General features: G+C 72.4%; 18 protein-coding genes. All 18 read right to left on the bottom strand.

The features are described from left to right. Nucleotides 1-135 precede the first annotated feature (135 nt). The 18 genes from ACF053_RS29360 to ACF053_RS29275 all read right to left on the bottom strand — a co-directional run bounded on the left by ACF053_RS29360 (nt 136) and on the right by ACF053_RS29275 (nt 14,636). Nucleotides 136-735 (bottom strand): HNH endonuclease, encoded by a 600-nt coding sequence (locus ACF053_RS29360; RefSeq protein WP_391956781.1) that lies wholly within the window; start codon nt 733-735, stop codon nt 136-138. A gap of 65 nt (nt 736-800) precedes the next feature. Further along, complete coding sequence (locus ACF053_RS29355) at nt 801-1,670, bottom strand: hypothetical protein (RefSeq protein WP_391956780.1); 870 nt, start codon at nt 1,668-1,670, stop codon at nt 801-803. A gap of 115 nt (nt 1,671-1,785) precedes the next feature. Next, nucleotides 1,786-3,060, bottom strand: a complete 1,275-nt coding sequence (locus tag ACF053_RS29350) for a hypothetical protein (protein WP_391956779.1) — start codon at nt 3,058-3,060, stop codon at nt 1,786-1,788. Nucleotides 3,061-3,240: 180 nt separating this feature from the next. Beyond that, nucleotides 3,241-4,317 (bottom strand): DUF6884 domain-containing protein, encoded by a 1,077-nt coding sequence (locus ACF053_RS29345; protein ID WP_391956778.1) that lies wholly within the window; start codon nt 4,315-4,317, stop codon nt 3,241-3,243. An 81-nt stretch (nt 4,318-4,398) separates the two neighbouring features. Next, a complete protein-coding gene (locus ACF053_RS29340; protein WP_391956777.1) occupies nt 4,399-4,839 on the bottom strand; it encodes a DUF6197 family protein in 441 nt (146 codons plus the stop codon). A gap of 71 nt (nt 4,840-4,910) precedes the next feature. Next, a complete protein-coding gene (locus tag ACF053_RS29335; RefSeq protein WP_391956776.1) occupies nt 4,911-5,834 on the bottom strand; it encodes a hypothetical protein in 924 nt (307 codons plus the stop codon). A 77-nt stretch (nt 5,835-5,911) separates the two neighbouring features. Further along, complete coding sequence (locus ACF053_RS29330; RefSeq protein ID WP_391956775.1) at nt 5,912-6,304, bottom strand: hypothetical protein; 393 nt, start codon at nt 6,302-6,304, stop codon at nt 5,912-5,914. Between the two features lie 79 nt (nt 6,305-6,383). Then, nucleotides 6,384-6,521 (bottom strand): hypothetical protein, encoded by a 138-nt coding sequence (locus ACF053_RS29325; RefSeq protein WP_391956774.1) that lies wholly within the window; start codon nt 6,519-6,521, stop codon nt 6,384-6,386. A gap of 173 nt (nt 6,522-6,694) precedes the next feature. Next, nucleotides 6,695-8,581 (bottom strand): DUF3560 domain-containing protein, encoded by a 1,887-nt coding sequence (locus ACF053_RS29320; protein ID WP_391956773.1) that lies wholly within the window; start codon nt 8,579-8,581, stop codon nt 6,695-6,697. 228 nt (nt 8,582-8,809) lie between these two features. Next, nucleotides 8,810-9,241, bottom strand: a complete 432-nt coding sequence (locus tag ACF053_RS29315; protein WP_391956772.1) for a hypothetical protein — start codon at nt 9,239-9,241, stop codon at nt 8,810-8,812. Nucleotides 9,242-9,305: 64 nt separating this feature from the next. Then, a complete protein-coding gene (locus tag ACF053_RS29310; protein ID WP_391956771.1) occupies nt 9,306-10,115 on the bottom strand; it encodes a hypothetical protein in 810 nt (269 codons plus the stop codon). A gap of 131 nt (nt 10,116-10,246) precedes the next feature. Next, the gene (locus tag ACF053_RS29305; RefSeq protein ID WP_391956770.1) at nt 10,247-10,834 is read right to left on the bottom strand and encodes a hypothetical protein; all 588 of its coding nucleotides are present in this window, start codon (nt 10,832-10,834) and stop codon (nt 10,247-10,249) included. Nucleotides 10,835-10,907: 73 nt separating this feature from the next. Next, nucleotides 10,908-11,078 (bottom strand): hypothetical protein, encoded by a 171-nt coding sequence (locus ACF053_RS29300; protein ID WP_391956769.1) that lies wholly within the window; start codon nt 11,076-11,078, stop codon nt 10,908-10,910. A 125-nt stretch (nt 11,079-11,203) separates the two neighbouring features. Then, entirely contained in the window at nt 11,204-11,746 is a 543-nt protein-coding gene (locus ACF053_RS29295; RefSeq protein ID WP_391956768.1) for a hypothetical protein, read from the bottom strand. A gap of 234 nt (nt 11,747-11,980) precedes the next feature. Then, a complete protein-coding gene (locus ACF053_RS29290) occupies nt 11,981-12,421 on the bottom strand; it encodes a hypothetical protein (RefSeq protein WP_391956767.1) in 441 nt (146 codons plus the stop codon). A gap of 111 nt (nt 12,422-12,532) precedes the next feature. Continuing rightward, nucleotides 12,533-13,081 (bottom strand): hypothetical protein, encoded by a 549-nt coding sequence (locus ACF053_RS29285; protein ID WP_391956766.1) that lies wholly within the window; start codon nt 13,079-13,081, stop codon nt 12,533-12,535. 666 nt (nt 13,082-13,747) lie between these two features. Beyond that, nucleotides 13,748-14,095, bottom strand: a complete 348-nt coding sequence (locus ACF053_RS29280) for a hypothetical protein (protein WP_391956765.1) — start codon at nt 14,093-14,095, stop codon at nt 13,748-13,750. A 151-nt stretch (nt 14,096-14,246) separates the two neighbouring features. Next, entirely contained in the window at nt 14,247-14,636 is a 390-nt protein-coding gene (locus ACF053_RS29275) for a hypothetical protein (protein ID WP_391956764.1), read from the bottom strand. Nucleotides 14,637-14,945 lie beyond the last annotated feature (309 nt).

Here is a 14,945-nt window from a genome sequence, read left to right as displayed (position 1 = left end):
CCCCTTCTACCCCCCCGCCCCCCGCGCGCGCGGGGGGGGGGGGGGGGGGGGGGGCGCCGCGCGCGGCGCGCCCGCCGGGCGGGGGGGGGGCCCGCCCCCCCCCCGGGGGCCCCACGCGTTGGACGTGCCGATCGGTCAGAACAGCGACATCTGCCCGTCGTCCTCGACGTCCGGGGCGACGACGCTGTGGTCCGCGGGGAAGAGCGGAACCATCGCGGCACTCGGGTCGGACGCACGAACGGCGGCGAGATACGCCTCCGCGTCGTACCCCTCGGCCAGTGCCTTACGGACGAGGGGACGTGCCTCGCCCTCCAGCATCGCGGCGGCCAGCGCCTCCAGGTCGAGCCCGTCACGGAGTGCGGCCTGGAGAGCCTGTGCGCGCCCCAGGGAGCCGCGGGTGTCGGCATAGCCGAGGTGGGCCCGGCCGGCCGCACGGCCCTGGTCCGCCATCTGCCTCATGTTCGTGCGCTGCGTCGCGCTCGACAGGTGGTCGATGTGCACGCACAGCGATTCGTTGCAGCTATGCGCGGTGATCGCACGTGCGGGAAGTGGGCCGTGCACCTGCTCCATCAGCCACCGGTGCACCCGTACGGTGCGTTCGCGTCCGGCCTCAGTGACGACGGCCTTGGCGTAGCCGTCCGTGGTGAGGCTCCGCATCCACAGCCGGCACCCGTGCGGCACGAGGATGCTGCGTTCGGCGACGTAGTCCAGTGCTCGCTCGGCGTCCCTGCCCATGCTGCCGCTCCCCCGCTCGTCCTGCTCTGGCGATCTTCATCCTGCCAGGGCGGGACGGGCGGGGTTCACTGCGCGTCGGCGCCGGCTCTGCGGGCCTCGTCGAGCAGCTTGCGGGCGTGCGAGGTGACGTGCAGGCCGGTCTCCCGCTGGACGTCCTCGGCGGTAAGGCCGGGGGTGTCCTTCAGCAGCCTGATGACCTTCTCCAGGCGGGCCGCGCGCAGGATGCGCTCGGCGTGGACCGGGTGCACTCCGAGGTCCTCGCCGAGCATCTTCGCGGTGAGGGTGGTGGGGTGCTCGGCGAGCAGCTGGCGGGCCCGCTCCTTGCGCTCCTCGGCCTGCGGGTTCGGCGGGCGGGACTGCGATTCCTTGCGGCCAGCCGGGCGCCCCTTGGGGTTGCCTCGGCCGCGGCGGTTGGCCGCCCAGTCGAGGATGGTCTGCCGGCGCCAGAAGTCCTCACCGCCGACGACTTCACCGTCCGCCTCCTTGCCGCCGAGGTTGAAGTCGGGGTCAGGAAGGCGCGTCTTGCTGCCGTACCGGTAGCCCTTCCACGTGGACAGCGTGACGCGCTTGTCCTCGGGGAGGGCGTAGAGGGACTCCTCCAGGTCGAGCAGGTCGTCGGGGTGCTCACCGGCCGGCACCTCGGGGAGGTCATACCGCGGCTGCTCGTTGACGGCCTTGGCCCGCTCCTCCTCCGCGCGCGCGGCCAGCAGCTGCTCCTTGGAGTAGAGGCGCCGGCGGCTGCCCTCGCGGTTGAGGAGCTTCAGGCCGCGGATCTTCTCCCAGTGCTTGGTGTCCTGCCAGTAACCGACGCTGACGTTGAAGATGTCGGCCGCGATCTGGTCGTCGGCAGGGGTAACGCCGTTGGGGATCATGAGTGTGGTGCTCCAGTAGATAAGGGTTTCGAGTTGCAGCAGGTGGTGCCGGCCAGGTGCCACCCTAGCCAACATCGAAAAAAATACTGCACTTGGGCCATGCATGGGAAGTCGCGTGCCGAGGAGAAGCTCAGGGCCCGGAGGGGGTACCCCCCGGGCCCATGGGTTCCGTTGCAGGTCAGAACAAGGTCTCTTGTCCCCAGCCGGCGCTCGCTCCGCGAGTGCGCCGCGGGGCGACGCCTGCCGTTGCTCCGTTCCGCCGACGGCCTTTGGGACGTACCTGCGCTGAGGTGACTTCGTTTCGCACGGGCGATGTCGCTCCGGCGGTGTCCTGCGGCTCGCGGCCGGCGCCCCGGACGAGCGGCGAACTCAGGATTCGACCCGGCGGTGCCTGTGTGGGGAGGCTCGCGGTGGCTTCCGCCGCGCGGGCGGGTGCTGTGCGCGCACTGGCCGTCGGCCGGGGCGCCTCGACGCCGGGGCAGTAGCCGCCCTCGTCCTCCCACTGCTCGGTGGCCTCGCGTGCGGCGCGGGCCTCCTGCTCGACGAGCGTCGCCGGTCGCCGGTACCGGCTCACCGCGCCGTATTCCAGGGCGGGTAGGCGGCGGGCGGCGGCCTTCTTGTCGTCCATGCGCCGGTATCGCTTCGAGACGCGGGCGTACCGGGCTTCGTACGCGGCCTTGTCGCTGTCGTACAGGCCCGCCGGGTACAGCCGCGCGAGCTCCAGTGCCACCTGGCCCATCGGGGTGGGCGCGAGCACGGTGGCGCCCCCGGCCGCGTCGACGGCGAGGAGGAACCCGGCGCCGCGCAGGTCCTGCGTCCGCTGCCGGCTGATCCTGCGGCCTCCGCTCCACATGCCGTGCGCGGCGGCCTGCCGGGCCTGTCCGTCGTGCCAGTACAGCCGGCCGGCCGCCGCGGCCTCCAGCACCCGCATGTGCCCGGCGGTCCACCCGAGCAGGGGCACGGCGTTCTCGGCGAGGTAGCCGTTCATCACGGCCAGGTGGCGGTTGTCGCTGTCCATGCCGGTGGCGGCCCGCTCGGCGGCTTCCTGCTCGGCCTCGGCGCGTCGCCGCTCGCTCTCCCGCTCGGCCCGCTCCTCGGGCGTGAGCCTGCGCTCCAGCTCGGTGCGCAGTGCGGCGGCCGTCACCTCGGCCCCGGCCGTCTCCTGGGCGAGCACGGCGTGGTCGACGGCTCTGCGGGCGCAGTGGTGCAGCGCGCTGTCCGGCATCTCCGGGTCGGCCGCCCATTGCTCAGCCAGGGTGGCGTATCGCTCGGCCTCCACGGCCTCTGTGTGGACCGCGTGCATGACCTTCTCCAGGCGGGCGGCGTTGCCGGAGCTGCTGCGGCAGGCGGCGTTCAGCGCCTGGTCGTCAGCGGCGGCGGCGAGGGCGGCGGCCTCGCGCGCCACCCGGAGGCAGGTCTGCGGGGTCGGCTCCCCCGGCACGGTGTCGGTCATCGGTCGGTCCTTGTCATTGAGGTCAGTTGGTTGCCTCGCTTCGAGAGGGGCCGACGCGCGGGGAGGGATCGCTGCGCGCCGGGGGAGGAACGTCGGGTGCGGCCGTCGCCGGTGGGCGCGCAGGACGTCGGGCGGTCGCGCGGCGGGGAGCGACCTGCCAGGTGTCGGCGCGGCCGCGGGTTACCGCCCGGCGGCCTGGGCGGCGTAGGCCAGGGCGGTGGCCCGCGGATCGTGGGACGCGGCGATGCGTGTGAGTCGCTGGAGCTGGGTGCCGATGCCGGCCCCGGCGAGGGGGCGGCGGAGGTGGGGCCAGACGGCCGCCGCGGCGTCGGCGTAGTCCTTGCCGGCAAGCGCGATCACCTCGGGGGCGTAGCGCAGGGGGCGGCCCATGGCGCGCGCCTGGGCGCGGTGTTTGGCGTGGTCGACAGTGCGCGGGTCCAGTCGCTTCTCGTACGGGCGGATCGGGGTGTCCGGGGTGATCAGCCCGTACTCGGCGCTGACGATGACGACCCTTCCGCCAGGGATGGCCTGGGCGGCCGCGAGGCACTTCGTGAAATACGGGCCGGTGTAGAGCTGGGCGGCGGGGAGCTCCTCGACCCCGTCGGGAAGGGGCCTCTTACCGGCGCTGCACGGGATGACCACCACGGGGCGGCCGACGGCGGGCGGCCCGAGGAGCTCGCGAGCGTCGGTGCGGGGCTGGGTGAGGTCGAAGTGGATGGCGCCCTCCTTCTCCGCGGCGGCCAGCTGCTCGGGAGTGGACCGGGGAAGCAAGTCGTCGGGGAGCGCGAACAGGTTGGAACCCGGCCGGTAGTGCACGATCACCCACTTCGCGTCCGTGCCCAGGGCCTCCGCGGGGGTGCGGCGCTGCCGCCGGGCTCGACGCTCGGGCCGGTCTGCGGGGCGGGCGGCGGCGGTGCGGTCGAAGAGGCTGAGCTGCTCGTCGCACGACGCGTGGATGGCGGCGATGCGGGTGGTGACGTCCTCCGGATCAGGGGCTTCAGCCTCCGCCGGGGCCGGGGCGGGCTCCGGCAGGGCCGGCGGACGGTGCGCGTCGGCCTCGGTCTTCGACTGGAGGGCTTCGTGGGTCAGTCCCCAGGCGCGGGCGCCGCTGCCGGGGCAGTTGTCGGCCGCGGTGCGGGTGGGGCGGTGGTCGACGATGGCACCGGAGACGGTGGGCTTGGGTAGCCCGCAGCAGGGGCATCGCACGGTGCGGGTCTTCTCCGCCGGCTTCGCGGCGGTCAGGGTGCTGGCGTGCATGGTCGGGTTCTTCTCCTGGTGGGTTCGGGTTTCGAGCAGGGCCGGGGCGGCGGTGCCATCCGCCGCCCCGGGCAGGGGCCTTCAGAAGAGGCGGTGCGCGGCGTCGGCGAGCTCGGCCGCTTCGTGGAGCGCGGCGGCCGCCTCCTGGGCGGTGCGGCCGGGGGCCAGGCTCCACAGGTGGACGACCCTCCGGCGCCACTGCTTGGGATCGGCACCGTCGGGGACCTGGACGGGGGCGCCGTGCAGATGGTCGGCCAGGACTCGGTACGCCTCTTCCAGGACGGTGCCGATGGCGTCGATGTCGTACGTGCGGTTGGGGGTCATGCGGTCGCGGCCGGCGGCGACGTCGACGGCGCCGCCGACGGAGCACCGCCGGTTGATCAGTCGGCCGGGGCCGGAGAACAGGCTGTGTCGGCTCTGGTAGATCCCCACGCGCGCGATGTGCGCGGCGGCCCACTCCAGGAGGGCCCCGGGAGTGGTGGGGATCAGGACGCTGTCGGGCGCGTAGCGGATGCCGGGCACGGTTCCTCCTCGTGCGGTCGGGGTTCGAGCGGGCCGGGGGGCGGCGGCGCCAACCGCCGCCCCCGGGGGGGTCAGGTCCGCAGGACGTGACGGCGCGGGAAGTGGATGCCGTGCGGGCCCGGAGTGCCCTTGCACTGGGTGCTCCCATCCAGGGCGGTCGGTGTCTCGGACGCGATGGAGGTGTAGAGCGCGGTTCCGCAGTGTCCGCAGTGTCCGCGCGGGTGGAGCTCCTCGGCGTCCGCGGCGCCGGCAAGGTGGTCGAGGTGGGCGAGGAGGTAGAGCAGGTCCTCCGGTGCCTGGGTGATGAGCTCGGCGTTGGCGCGTGTCTCGGCGATGTCCTCGGCGGGCGTGTCGGTGTCCTCGGGTCCGTCATAACTGACCGAGACCTCGGCAACCTTGGCCCCGGAGGAGTCGCTGACCACGAAGTCGGTGTGCACGGCGTCCGGGTCGTCCTTGCCGACGGCGGCACCGTTGCGGTTCCAGGTGAACTCTTCGACGCTCCACGGCCGGTAGGTCGCGGCGGCCAGGCGGTCGCGGATCTCGCACACCCGGGCGGAAGTGTGGACCTCGTCGGGGAGCTGCGCGGCCTGGGCCAGGTCGAGCCGGTAGCTGACCGGTGCCCCGATGGCGCCTACGGCGGCGCCCTCGATTTCGCACAGGGGTCGCCAGATGTGGCGGTTGGCACGGCTGAGCTGGTTGACCCAGCCGAGCAGACCGTCGAACAGTTCGCCGACGGGGATGCGCCGTTTCTCGCCGGTGGCGGTCCAGTACGTGCCGTCGGTGCTCAGCGCGTCGGTGCCGAGATGCCCGGTAAGGCGGAGGTGCGTGGCATCGAACGGCGCGGCCGACTCGTGGTCGGTGAGGATGTCGCGGACGGCGGCGGCGACGTGTGCGCACGCGACGCGGGCCAGTCGGTCCTCGGCGCGCTGGATGCGCTCGTGGGCGTCGTCGAGCGCGTCGTTCAGCTTGGCGTCGTTGATGGTGTACGGGGTCATGGGGTCCTTCCGTCTGGTGCTGGGTGTCGAGCGGGAGGGCCGGGCGGCGGTGCCATCCGCCGCCCGGCTGGGGTAGGTCAGTTCGCGGCTGGGGCGGTTCCAGTGAAGGCTGCGGTGAAGGCGGCGACGGCCTCCTCCAGGGCGTCTGTGGAGACGCCGCTGGTGAGGTCGCCCGCGGTGTGCTCGTCCAGCAGGCGCAGGGGGCGCCGTGCGGCGCCGGTACCGGTGGTGACCTTGTAGTCCTCGAAGGACAGCAGGGTCGTGGCCAGTTCACCCGCGGTGGGGCTGATGGCGGTGAGGTACAGGCCCTGGAATCGGTCGTGCCAGATCGAGGGCGCGAGCGAGAGGGTGAAGACCAGCCCGCCGATGCTGGCTACCTCCTTGGTGCCGACGACGGCGGCGGTCGGCTCGACTCGGCGGAGCAGGTGGAAGATGTTGAGTACGGCGTGGTGCGGGACGGGTCGGGCCATGAGGGTTTCTCCAGTTCGACGGTGAGCGGGCGAGGCGGGGGCCGGCGGTGCCATCCGCCAGCCCCCCGGGGTGAGCGGGTCAGCGCTGCGGACGGCCCTTGCGGACGATGGCGGCCGGGTCGGGGCCGAGGAAGCGGACCAGGTTGATCACGACATCGGCGACGCGCTGTGCGATGCCGGTGGGGTGTGCGGTCGTCTGCTCGGCTGTGGTGCTCACGGATGCCTCCGGTGATGGGTTTCGAGTGGTAGTGCCGGTCGGGGTGCCACCCCCTCCCAACAAGTTCAATATTACCAGCTTCAGACCTGATTCCCAAGAGGCTGGGGGCTCCGATCTGGACGGATTGCGGGGTCCGGCCGCCAGGACCGGCGGCCGGACCCCGGCTGTGCCCGCTAGGCCGTGGCGGGGGCCACGGCGTCCGGGGCGTCCGGGGCGGCGGTCCACTCGCGGCGCGGGGTGATGCCCAGGTCCGCGAGGACCGCGTCAAGGCTCCCGTTGTCCGGCACCCATTCCCAGTCGGTCCCCTCCTCGCCGGGGCTGCCGGACCAGGTGAGCATGTACGAGCGGCCCGACGTGCGGGGGTCGCCGCACACGGCTTGCGCCTCTCGCCGGGTCATCGCCCACAGGGCCCGCTTTCGGGCCCGGCGGGTGTTCTTCGAGACGATGAACACCATGGCCATGGCCTCCTGCCAGTCCCGTTCTCCCGCAGCGGGGGCCGGCGCGGGCGCCACCGTCGCCGTCGGGTTGTGGTGGCAGTGCCCGCAGACTCGCGCCTGCGGGTTCCACTGGTCGGAGTGGCACATGGGGCACGTCTCCGCCGCCGGGGTGGGCTGCGCTTCGGCGGCCGGGGCCCGCTCGTCCCGCTTCTCGCCCTCGGCCGCTTCGGGCATGGGCTCGGCCGCCGGGATCTCCTCGATGGCGCGGCTGGCTCCCTGGATCGACTCGCCGCTCCACCCCGCGTCTCGGAACCGGAAGCCGCGCCCGGCCAGGTACTCGACCGCCGCGGTCCGCAGCGTGTTCGCCCACATGACCTCGGAGAACTTCTCGTCCTCCGGGGGCGTGAGGGTCACCGGCTCGAAGTCCTTGTGCGGCTGGCTGCGCCCGGTCAGGAACGTCAGGGTGGCCGCGGTGCGGTCCGGGGTGCACTCGACCCGGACGCGCTTGGGGGTCTTCGGGTCGCTGCGCTTCTTCGTCTTCGGCTTCGCGGCCTCGGCCGCCCGGACCGCGCTCGCCGGCAGCTTCTCGGACGCCTCGTGCGCGGTCTTGGTGCCGGGGACCTTCCCGTCGGCGAGGAAGGCGCGCATCACCTCACCGGGGCAGCGGGCCCGCACGTTCGTGTAGTCGATGGTGAAGGTGCCGAGGCGGTAGCCGGGCGGTGTGGCGTCCTCCCGGGTCATGACCGGCTTCGGGGCGAGTCGCAGGTTCCATGCGATCGACAGCGTCTTGGGGTTGACGCGGATCACCTCGTACCAGGAGCCACGCATCCGGACGAAGTCGCCCGGGGTGAAGTCGTCCGGCGTCCAGACCTTCACGCCTTCGGCCTTGGCCTTCTCGACGATGCCCTCCCAGTGGGTGATCTCGTCGGTGATCTCCTCGATGAGCCGGGTGTGCCGCGCTCCGTCCCGGCCCGCTGCGGTCTCGGCCGCAAGGTGCCGCTCCTGGGCGCGCAGGTCGGCGCGCAGCTTCTCCAGGCGCCGTAGCGTGCGGTACGGGTCGTTGCGGTGCTGGGCGTAGCTCTCCGACGCCTGGGCCCGGTTGGACCAGTACCCCGCGCGGTCCCGGTCTTCGAACGAGGCCCTCATGTTGGCGTCGATCCGGGCGGCGTCGCGGCGGGCGCGGCCCTCGCTGTGGTGACCGACCAGGATCGGCTGGCCGAACTCGAACCGCTTCGAGAGCCGGTCGGCGGCCGCTCGCTTGGCGTCTGCCGAGGCGGTGGCCCGGCCCGCGCGGCCGCTGAACCGCTCGGCCCTCTCCGCTGCGCGTTCCTCGCGGTCGGCCTCGGCCTCGGCGAAGGACCGCCGGGTGTCCTCGTCGATCTCGACGGTCACCTCGTGGCCAGCCGCCCGGAGAGCTTCGGCCGCCGCGTTGATCCGCCAGGTCTGGGCCTCCTTGTCGCGGGAGCGCTTGAGGAACAGGCCGTCCACGTTCCTGGAGGACCAGAAGTTGTACTCACGGACGATCTCAAAGATGCCGTCACCCTTGCGGGACCCGGTGAGGATCGTGCCCTCCGCCCGGGTGTGGGTGATGGTGATGACGCCCTTCGCAGGGGTTTCAGTCACGGGGTATTGCCTTTCGTTCGTACGGGTTTCGAGTGGTGGCGTTGGTCGGGGCGCCACCCCCTTCCAACAGGCTCAATATTACCAGCCTTGAACCCGATCGCCTAGCGGAATTGGACCCTTGAGCAGGGGTTTTAGCTACGGCTGTCTTCGGGCGCGGAGTTCCGCAGCCGGCACCGGGAGCGGAGGGGCCGGGCCCGCGCCGGGTGTGGCGCGGACCCGGCCCGGGGGTCAGAACAGGGCCGACTGTCCGGCGTCCTCGGCGTCCTGTTCGCTCTGCTGGCGGCGCAGATGGGCGACGAGCGGGGCCTGGCGCGCGGCCGCGGCCCGCCTGCGGGCCTGGAGTTCCTCGCCGGTGGCCCAACGGACGAGCTGCTCGTGGTCGGCCAGGCCGGGGGCGTCGTCGGTGACGGTGTACCGGATGTAGGGCTGTTCGAGCCGGTTGCGGATCTCGGCCCGGGTCATGACCCAGTCCGGCCCGTAGGCGCCGGCCACCGTGAGCAGGGTGCCGTCCGGGGCGTGGTAGCTGCGGACGGAAAACCCGTCCTCGCGGTAGAGGCTGGGGCGGTCCTTCTTCTGCGCGGCCTCGGTGAGCTTCAGGTCGGTAAGGCCGCCCTGGACCAGGTGGTGGGCGACAGTGTGCTGGCGGGTGACGCGCGGCATCGCGCTCCTCTCCGTTGGGCGGTGGGGCGGCGTGGCGGCCGCCGCCCCACCTGGTCGGGGTCGGTCAGTTCTTGGGCTTGGGCTTGGGCAGGAAGGTCTTCATGGACTGGGCGCGGGCGCTGCTGGCGGGGCAGGGTCCGAGCAGCTGCGTCAGCAGCGGCCGCAGGGTCTCGACGTCGTCGGCCTTGCGGGCGCGCTCGGCGCGCTCCAGCAGCTTCTCGACGTCCTCGGCCGTGGTCGGGTGGGTGATCTCGCGGCAGGGGCAGCTGGCGGGGGGCTCGCCCACCAAGGCGGCGACCTTCCCGGCCTGGTCCTCGAAGTCGATGCACCCCTCGTGCCGGTACACCGGCCGGGGGGTGTTGTCGCCGTTGCGGCCGCGCAGGTGCGACCACCAGCGGACGACGACCTTCCCGTCCAACCGGCACGTCAGCTCCCACGGGTTGTCAGATCCCGGGTAGCCGGTGGCGTTCCCGTCCTCGTCCTCTGGCAGCCAGGCGAGTTCGGCGATGCGGGCGAGCGCGATGCCCGCGCTCAGGATGTTGCGTCGGGTCGGCTTCAGGCGCGGGGACAGCCACGGGACGATGCCCTGCGCCGCGGCGGCCGGGGCCTTGGCCGGGGCCTTGGCCGGGGCGGCCGCGGGGTCGATGGCGCCGGAGTCGACCAGGTCGACCAGGTACGAGGCGGCGGCGTCCTTGTCGTCGTGGCGGCTCTCCTCGGTGTGGCCGTGGGGGCGGGCGTACCACTCTCCGTGGAAGCGGTGGATGTCACCGGCCGGGCGGCCGTCGACGGTGACGGGGTAGCGGCCGCTGGCGGCGCGCGTGCCGAGCTCGTAGCGCTTCGCGGCGGGTGCGTCGGCCGTGGTGGTCGTGGTCAAGGGGTGTTCCTCTCATCGGGCGTGGGTTTCGAGCGGGGCCGGGGCGGCGGTGCCAACCGCCGCCCCGGCAGGGCGGACCGGCCTTCGGTCAGGTGGTCTTTCCCGGCGGGTCGCCGGGGTTTGTCCGCCGGTTACCTGGCGGGCAGAAGGAGCCGGTCCGTGGGGGCGTCCTGGGGAAGCTGTCGATCCGGAACGAGGATGTGGCAGGAGGAACCCCTACGGCCGTCTCCTCGCATGGTCCAGGCGGTGAGGTCTCCGGCCTGGTGCGGCTGCGGGCTGCCACCGGTGAAGAAGCTCCCGTTGTCGAGCATGACGGGGTCTTCGGTGACCCAGTGCCGATCGTCAGTGGTCCACCGCAGGTAGATCGTCCGGAGGGACAGGGGGCCGCCGGTGCGGACTTCCCACGTCTCCGCCTCGACACCGAGGTAAGTGCGCTTCTGGGGCTTGGTGACGCGCAGCGAGCTCGGGTCGGGCTCCGCGATCGTCTCGGCGCACTCGATGCGGGCGGCGTACCGGGACGGCCAGTGCATCAGGGTCTTGCCGACGTGCATGTGGGTCGTCAGGTAGTCCGCGAACGACTGCGCCTCGTCCTTGGTTGCGCGCCGGTTGTCGAGGAGCGACTGGGCGGCCAGGGCGGCGGCCTTGCCGATCGTGGGCATCGGCACGGATACGGGCTGCTCGGTGCCGTTGGGAAAGATGTGGACCAGCGTGAACTTCACGGTTCCTCCGTGGTGTGGGTTTCGAGGGGGCCGGGGCGGCGGTGCCATCCGCCGCCCCGGTGGGGGCCGTCTTCTACCAGCCGGGCGGAACGGGCTCCTCGTACTGCGAGGGGGCTTCGATCTCGCGGGTGTATCCGCCGTGGAGCTCCTCGTCGTAGTGCTCGCACTCGGGGTCGCAGGGCTCCCCCTCGTCCGCGCCGCAGTCGATACAGAGCTCTTCGAGGTCGTCGATGTATGCAGGCATCAGGTGCCTTCCGGTTCGGGTTTCGAGTGGTGCCGTTGGTCGGGGCGCTACCCCCTCCCAACAGTCGTAATATTACCAGCCTTGGAGCGGATCGCCTAGCAGAAGGGGTCCCTGAGCAGGGGTTTTCAGTCGGTGATGGCGGGGAGGCTGAGCGACTTCCACTGGTCGCCGGTCCAGAACTCCCAGACAGCTACGTCGGGGTCGCTGGCCTTCAGGTCGCGGGCGATCCGTGGCAGGAACGGGGAGTCGGAGCGGTCGAGCCAGACCGGCGGGACGCCGACGGCGACGCTGACGGCGGGCAACCCGTCCTCCTCGAACCCGCGGATGAGGCTCGCGCGCCGACGCGCGCACTTCGCGACTTCCTGGGCCGTCTCGTGCTCGGTGATGAGGTGGTCCAGCACCTCCTCCTCGAACAGCGGTTCTCCGTCCATCCGGCAGGCGGCGGCGAAGCTGTGAACAGCCTGGCGGTCGGCGGCGGTGGCCGGGAAGAACCAGGTGCCTCCGCCGTTGCCCTCGTTCTCGATGACGCCCACGCAGCGGTCCCTCTCGCAAAGGGTGGCGTTGTAGGCGATGCCGCAGCGCGTCGTCACCTGCTGGAAGTCGGCGAGGGTGTAGCGGTCGTGGGGGACGTGCAGCCCGGTGTGGGGCAGCTTGATCAGGTCGGTCATGGGTTCCTCTCGCAAGGTGGGGCACCACCTGTAGGTGGTGCCGGGACGTGGCGGCGCACGGTGCCGGCCACGGGCGGCCGTCCGTCGCCCGTGGTGGGCAGTGACCACCGTGGGGCGCGGCCGCGCCGGGGTGCCTGGGGCCTGTCGGCGCGGCCGCGCTCCGCGATGGTCAGTTCCGAGCGGGGCCGCAGCGTCCCGGCGGAGTGCCGGGGCGCTGCGGCCGGGGTTCGAGTGTCAGGCGGCGGCGGGCGGCGCCTGCGGGGCGGAGGCGGCGGCCTGCTCGGCCTCCTCCCTGACCACATCCAGGGCGGCGGCCATAAGCGGGGCCTCGCGGTCCTCCCGTTCGATCTCCTCGGCGGTCTTGTACTCGGCGCGCACGGCCTTGTAGACGGCTGCCGTTACCTCCGCCGTGGCAAGCCTCGCCCGCTTCATGTGCCGCGCGGTCGCGGTCGTGGCGGCTTCGTACTCCTCGCGGGCCCGGGTCACCTTCGTCCCGTAGTAGAAGGTGCTCCCGAACTCGTGCCGCTGAAGCTCGGCCCGGATGACCCGCTCGATGATCGGCAGCCCGTCCCGCATGGTCTTGTTCACTTCGCTCTGCCGCATCTGCCCGGCCTTCACGTAGGGCTGCAGCGCGTCTCGGGCAGCGCGCTCGGCAGCGGTCATGGTTCGGCCCATGGGGTCCTCCAGTATGGGTTTCGAGTGGTCGCGCCGGTCGGGGCGCCACCCCCTTCCAGCAAGCTCAATATTACCAGCTTTAAGCCGGCTTCGAAAGCGGGAAAGGGTGCCTCACCTGGACTTTTCCGGGTCAGCCGCCGGAGTGGATCGGGCGATGCGGAGCAGAGTGTCCACCACCGTTACCGGCTCGTCGAAGAGCGTGACGGTGATGCGGTTGAACGCCAGGCGGGCGCTGCCGCGCTCATCCTCGTCGGCGCGGCGGTAGTCAATCCGGCACTCCTCGGTGGACTCGGAGAGGAAGGCGAGCGTGGGCCACGGGTCGTCAAGGCAGACGCAGCCGTGATCGTGGCGGCACTCGTCGCGGTCCTCGGCCCATGTCCGCATCTGCTCGTAGGCGGCCGGGGTGATGCCGGTCAGCGTGACGTGCGCGCGGTCGCCGTGCGACTCGGACAGGATGTGCGCGGTGAAGTGCGCGGACCTGACCACGCACCAGGTATCGCCGTGCTGCTCGTGCGAGCCGTCGTGGATGCGGCCCCGGCCGCCATCCGCCTCGATCAGGATCAGGGCGGCGGTGTGCGCGGCGGCCTTGGCGGCCGCGCGGGCGGCCTCGACGGCCATGCGCAGGCTGGTGGAACTGGCTTCGCACATGGTGGTGTTCATCGGGTTCCTTGTCGTGGAGAAGGTGCCCTGCGGGCGCGGCCCGGGAGGTACCGGAGTGCGGGATGCGCGCCGGGGGCGGTGAAAACGTGCGGCCGTCGCCCGGCGGCCGGCTGGCGGACGGACGGGCGCGCGGTGGGGTCGGTCGGGGAGTGGTCGGCGCGGCCGCCGCCGGTTACCGCTCGGCGGCGGCCGCCGCGCTCACCACGTGCGGTGGGCCCATCGGCCGGGGTCGGCCTGGACGGCGGCTCGGTGGGCGGCAATGGCCGGTCACCCGGTCGCGGTCGGTGCCTCCGCCTCCCACGTATCGCGGGCACTCGTCGCAGATCACGCGGTAGATCGGCACCTCCCCGACCTCTTGGCCGCGCGTCGCGGGGCGGGGCGCGACGCTGCCGGGCGTCCACCGGGCTCCGGCGGTCGGGTCCGGGTGCTTCGCCGCGTGCATCCGTACGTCCCACATGTGGGCGTCGCGGTCGTCCGTGACCTTCCCGGCCCATGAGGGGCACCGGTCGCAGGTGGCCCCGTACAGCGGCGTAGTGGCGACTGCGCGGACGTGAATGGTGGGGGTGGCGGTCGCGGTGGTCACCGGGGCCTCTCTCTGGCTGGCTGAACGGGGCGGGTTTCGAGGGGCCGGGGCGGCGGTGCCATCCGCCGCCCCGGCCGGGCGTATCAGTTCATGTCCCAGTCAACGCGGCGGCGCGTGACCGGGGTAAGGGCGCGCTCCATGCGGAGGGCCTGGCGGCGGGCCGGGTCGCGGCGGTACGCGGTGGTGGAGAGTGCCGCGCGGACGGCGGCGCGGTCCGCGCGGTGGGTGGCGGTCTGGTACGCCTTCCGCGTGCCGGGCTTGGTCGCCCACACGCTCGCGCTCCGGCTGTACTGCGGGTTCCCGTCGTCGAGCCGTACGGCCGTCGTCAGCATTCCGGCGCGGGCGGCGGCCTGGTCGTTGACCCCGAGTGCGCGGGTGGGGTTGCCCTTGCGGACCGGGCGGGGGCGGCGGTGGTGGTCGGTGCGGGACATGGTGTCCTCCTGCGGTTGCTGGGTTTCGAGTGGTGGTGTCGGCCGGGGAGCCACCCCCTTCCAATAAGCTCAATATTACCAGCATTGAGCCGGATTGGCGAGCGGAAAAGGGGGCCTGACCAGGTATTTCCAGGCCCCCGCCCGCGTTTCGTCAGGCCGCGTCATAGAAGAATGTCGGCCGGTCGACCGGGCGGCGCTCGCCCCATGCGGGGCGGTCGGCGGGGTCGGTGAAGGTCAGGTTCGCGCTCACGGCCTCCTCGCCGCGCGGCTCCTCGGCAATGCCGTTCGCGGTGGCCCAGGCTCGGGCGGCAGCGATCGTGCCGGTCTCCTCCCCCTCGAACGTGACGACCATGGCCACGTCGGAGCCGAAGAACAGCGACAGGTCGTAGCGGACCTCCTCCAGGGCCCGGCGCACCAGATCCGGGTCAACGTCGGGGACACCGGCGACCAGGATGCGCTGGACGGGAGCCAGGTGCGGCTCCGGCTTCGCGTCGCACGTGCAGGTGAAGAGCTGGGGGGCGCGGGTCGCGGTCGCGGTCATGTCGTCTGCCTCCGGTGTGAGTTTCGAGTGGTTCTCGTTGTCCGGGGTGCCACCCCCTTCCAACAAGCTCTATATTACCAGTATTGGGCCGGATCGCATAGCCGAAAAGGGGGTCTGACCAGGGTTTTTCCCGGAAGTTCCATGATCTTTCAGGAGGCGTCCGGGCCTCCGCCGACCCCCCTCCCAGCCAGCCGTCTTTCCCTCCCCCGGCCCCGGGCCGGCCCGCACCCTTCGACGTCGCGCAGCTCCTCCAGGCCCTCCTCGACCTCAGCCCCTCACCCCGGCCACCACGGCGCCGGCGGACGACGA

Source organism: Streptomyces kanasensis (assembly GCF_043077165.1).
In the GTDB taxonomy this organism is placed as follows: Bacteria; Actinomycetota; Actinomycetes; order Streptomycetales; family Streptomycetaceae; genus Streptomyces; species Streptomyces changanensis.
Note: the sequence above shows the minus strand (reverse complement) of the source record. Positions and strands in the feature narration are given on the sequence as shown.